This window comes from Parafrankia colletiae, from assembly GCF_001854655.1.
Lineage (GTDB): Bacteria > Actinomycetota > Actinomycetes > Frankiales > Frankiaceae > Parafrankia > Parafrankia colletiae.
The window spans coordinates 1-3,972 of sequence record NZ_MBLM01000065.1 but is presented as its reverse complement, the minus strand read 5'-3'; the positions used below and the strand labels follow the sequence as shown (position 1 = coordinate 3,972).

The following is a 3,972-nucleotide window of genomic DNA, read 5'->3' as shown; positions in this document are numbered from 1 at the left end:
GGCGGCGCGAGCTCGATCACTTGGACGCCGGCGTCGGCGACCTGAACGCGCAGGCTGTCGCTGAAGGAGTGCAACGCGGCCTTGGTCGCGTTGTAGGTCGGGGTGACCGGCCACGGGACGAACGCCAGCGCGGACGAGACGTTCATGACGACCGCGTCGGTCCGGTCGGCCAGCAGCGGCAGGAACGCGTAGACCATCCGGATTGTGCCGAGCAGGTTGGTGGCGATGGTGTTCTCGGCGACCGGCAGCGAGGCGGGGTCCAGGAGGTTCTCCGGGAGCATGATGCCGGCGTTGTTGATCAGGACGTTGAGCTGCGGGTGGCGAGCCGCTACCGCCTCGCGGACGCGGGCGATCGAGTCCGGGTCGGCGATGTCCAGAGCGATCGTGTCGATGCTCGGCTGGGCGGCGGCGATCTCGTCGAGCAGCTCCTCGCGGCGGCCGGCGACGATCACCTGATTGCCGAGCTCGTGGAACTTCCGGGCCAGGCCGAGCCCGATGCCCGAGGTGCCGCCGGTGATCAAAATGGTGTTGCCGCTGGTCTTCATGGGCGCATGCCTTCCCCTGCCGAATAGGATGCGTGCTAAGCGGACAGCTGTCCGACCTTCGGGACTGTACCCGGACAGTTGTCCGGTAAGCAAGGAGGTGGGGACGATGTCGGAAGCGACAACCACCCGGGTGCGCTCGGCCGCCCTGCACAATCGCGAGCGCATCCTGACGGTGGCGCTGGAAGAGCTGTCGCGCTCGGCCGACGTGCCGCTCAGCGCGATCGCCAAGAAGGCCGGCGTCGGGCAGGGCACCTTCTACCGCCACTTCCCGAACCGGGAGGCGCTTGTCCTGGAGGTCTACCGCCACGAGATGCAGCAGGCCGCCGACGCCGCGCCCGACCTGCTCCAGGCGCTCCCGCCCGACCAGGCGCTGAGGACGTGGATGGATCGGCTGGCCCAGTACGCGATCGCCAAGGCTGGGCTGGCCGACGCGATCCGCCAGGCCACCAGCGCACCGACCTGCCCAGGCGCGACGGGATGCGCGCCGGTGTTCGCCGCCGCCGAACTGCTGTTGCGCGCCAACCAGGAGGCCGGCACCATCCGAGCCGGAGTGACCTCGGACGACCTGTTCCTCGCCGTCGCCGGTCTCTGGCAGATCGATGCCGACAGCGACTGGAAACCCCGCCTCACCCGACTGCTGGACCTCGTCATGAACGGACTCCGTGCCGGCGCGCCCGCAACCCAGCAGAGCGGCCTCCCCTCATAGCGCACGTGTGGGGTGCTGCCCAATCGGGTCCGAGTTTCGAGATTGCGCACTTGCTCAAGGACTAACTCCGGCCCATTTTTGGACAGATGGCCCATGACGTCCGAGCAGGTCGCAGCACCAAACAGATCGACATATCGGGTGGCTCCGTCGGTCAGCAGTGCGGCCGCGCCGAGCGAGTCAAGGGCCACTTCTCGGTTGGTGCCTGGAATGCGGCGCCCGGTTCCGCGCCGGCCACCCGGAAGCCGCCAGGGCTGGTTGCGGTAGTCGGGGAGTGTCTGATCAACGGCTCTGGCTCACTTTCGGTGGTGACGGAATGTTAGCCGAGCAGGATGCGGTGGCGGAGCAGGGTGAACCCGGCCCTGCCGTGCATCTGGCGCATGATCCGTTTGGTCTTGGTGTTCACGCCTTCGGTTCCGCCGTTGTGGTGGGGCAGGGTGAGGGCGGCGTCGACGGCTGCGCGGTCGAGGTCGAGGCCGCGGGTGAAGGAATGCAGGTGGGGCAGGTCAGCGGCCCGGGCGGTGGTGATCCACTCGTTGAGCAGGTGGGCGTTGCCGTCGGCGGGGTGGAGGAGCTTGGCGAAGCCGCGAACGAGTCCGGCGAGGGCGGTCATGTCCGGGCAGGCGGTGGTGATGTCGTCGAGCCGGTCGCGTTGGCTGTCGGTGAGGGTGCCGGGTCGGGTGAGCAGGAGCCGGGTGACACGCCGAGGCGAGATCGCGGGCCGATCACTGTCGACGCGTCCCTGGTTGACGTAGCGGACGAACAGGTTGAGGCTTCCCTCGTATCCCTGCTGTGTGATCTCGTGGAACAGGTGCAGCACGGGCACGGCGGGCTGTTCGGCGCGGCGACGCTTCAGATAGTCGCGGTAGGGGTCGACCAGGGTCGGCCGGTAGAGGGGAGCGCGCACCAGCCGTTCCGGCTCCGTGGCCCGCGCGTAACGCTTGACCGTGTTCAGTCCCAGGTTGAGCCGCCGGGCGCAGTCGAGCAGACCGACACCCTGATCGAGCAGGTCATGGTCACGCGTGAGACCCGGCCGGGTCGGGTGCCCTCTCTACCCCGGGGACGGCGGTGTCCTGCACGACCGTCGTGAGATCCGCGATCGCCGCTGCCGCCATCACATGCGGCCAGCCCCTATTCACCCCGACACAACCATCCGGCCCGAGATGTACTCCTGACGGGGCATCAAGCAAGGGTTCCCTGACAGTCACCCTTCCGGCCTTCCCCTCGCCTGTGACCCCCAGCCGGAACAGGGACCCTGAACCGCCCCGGGAAGGTTGGAGGCTCTAGGTTGTGACTGTGGCCTGGGGTTTCTGGGCTGTCGGGTAGTAGTTAGCTTCGTATTCGACTGGTGGGATGTGGCCTATCTCACCATGTAGGCGTCGGTGGTTGTACCAGTCTGCCCATTCGGCGGTGGCCAACTCGACCTCGGGCAGAGTTCGCCAGGGCCGCCGCGGTTTGATCAGTTCTGTCTTGTACAGGCCGATGGTCGATTCCATCAGTGCGTTGTCCAGTGCGTCGCCGACCGTGCCGATGGAGGCCGCGATGCCGGCTCGGTCCAGGTGCTCGGCGAGCGTGAAAGACGTGTATTGCGAACCCGCGTCCGAGTGATGGATCAGCTCACCCGCTACGGGCCTGGTGCCGGTCCGGTCCCGTTGCCACAGTGCCATCTCCAGCGTGGTCAGGACGAGTTCGGCGTGCTTGGTGGTCGCGACGGACCAGCCGACGATGCGGCGGGAGAAGGTGTCCACCACGAACGCGACGTAGACGGTGCCGGCCCAGGCTGCGACGTGGGTGAAGTCCGCGACCCAGGTGCGGTTCGGTGCGTCGGCCACGAAGTCGCGTTCCACCAGGTCAGGAGCCCGTGTCGCGGCCGGATCCGCCATGGTGGTGACCACTTTCCTGCCGCGGACGGCACCGGTGATGCCGAGTTCACGCATGAGGCGTTCGACGGTGCAGCGGGCCACCGGGTGGCCTTGCCGGTGCAGCTCCCGCCAGATCTTCCGCGCCCCGTAGACACGGTAGTTGGCGTCGTAGACCTCGGTGATCAGCGTCGTGAGCTCGGCGTCCCGTACCTGGCGGGTGCAGGGCGATGCCTGACGCTGCTTGTGGGCGTAGTAGGTGGAGGGGGCGATGCTGCAGTCGTGCAGGGTCAGCACGCGGCAGATCGGCTCGACACCGCCGAAGCGGTCCCGGTGCTCGTCGACGAACGCTACGAGCGCAGGTGTGGCCGGTCGAGCTCGGCCGCGAAGAAACTCGCCGCGGCCTTGAGGATCTCATTCGCCCGCTTCAGCTCGGCGACCTCCTTCTTCAGCGCCTTGACCTGCGCGGACTCCTCCGTCGTCACCCCGGGCCGGTTCCCGTTGTCGATCTGATCGCGCCGGACCCACTGCCGTACCGTCTCGGCCGTTCCGATGCCGAGCTTGGACGCGACGGCCTTCATCGCGGCCCACTCGGTGGGGTAGTCGGGACGGACCTCGGCGACCATCCGGACCGCACGACGCCGCAGCTCGGCGGGGTAAGGGGAAGGACGTGCCATGACTCGATCCTCTCAGAGAATCAAGCCTCCATCCGACCCGGGGCGGTTCACCTCCCAGCTGAGCTGGGGATACGGCCAAGCGCCTCGTGGCGCACTAGGGCGTGTTTCAGAAGTACGTCCCGAGGTTGGCCGTGGAGCTGGTGGTGACTTTCGGGTTGCATGATCCGTTGTGTGGCGCGGGGTGACCT

Annotated in this window: 3 protein-coding genes and 1 pseudogene; 1 reads left to right on the top strand and 3 read right to left on the bottom strand. The window is 67.7% G+C overall.

Features of this window, described 5'->3' with window-relative positions:
* Positions 1-545, bottom strand: a 545-nt coding sequence (locus tag CC117_RS09115) for an SDR family oxidoreductase (RefSeq protein WP_071083320.1), incomplete at its 3' end; no start/stop codon positions are given.
* 106 nt (positions 546-651) lie between these two features.
* On the opposite strand from CC117_RS09115, the gene CC117_RS09110 reads away from it, so the two are divergent.
* On the top strand, positions 652-1,251 hold the full coding sequence (locus tag CC117_RS09110; RefSeq protein ID WP_071083319.1) for a TetR/AcrR family transcriptional regulator: 600 nt from the start codon (positions 652-654) through the stop codon (positions 1,249-1,251).
* 316 nt (positions 1,252-1,567) lie between these two features.
* On the opposite strand, the pseudogene CC117_RS09105 reads toward CC117_RS09110, so the two are convergent.
* Together CC117_RS09105 and CC117_RS09100 are read right to left on the bottom strand one after the other, a co-directional pair.
* Positions 1,568-2,293 (bottom strand): annotated as a pseudogene (locus CC117_RS09105) (transposase); the annotation flags it as partial.
* A 238-nt stretch (positions 2,294-2,531) separates the two neighbouring features.
* Positions 2,532-3,784, bottom strand: a protein-coding gene (locus CC117_RS09100) for an IS3 family transposase (protein WP_116287743.1) whose coding sequence is annotated in 2 segments (ribosomal slippage) — positions 2,532-3,502 and positions 3,502-3,784 — 1,254 coding nt in all. Because the reading frame shifts where the segments join, the coding sequence is not laid out codon by codon here.
* Positions 3,785-3,972: the final 188 nt, after the last annotated feature.

Coding starts and splice junctions, on each gene's coding strand:
- CC117_RS09110 (WP_071083319.1), top strand. CDS start 652: ATGTCGGAAGCGACAACCACCCGGGTGCGCTCGGCCGCCCTGCACAAT.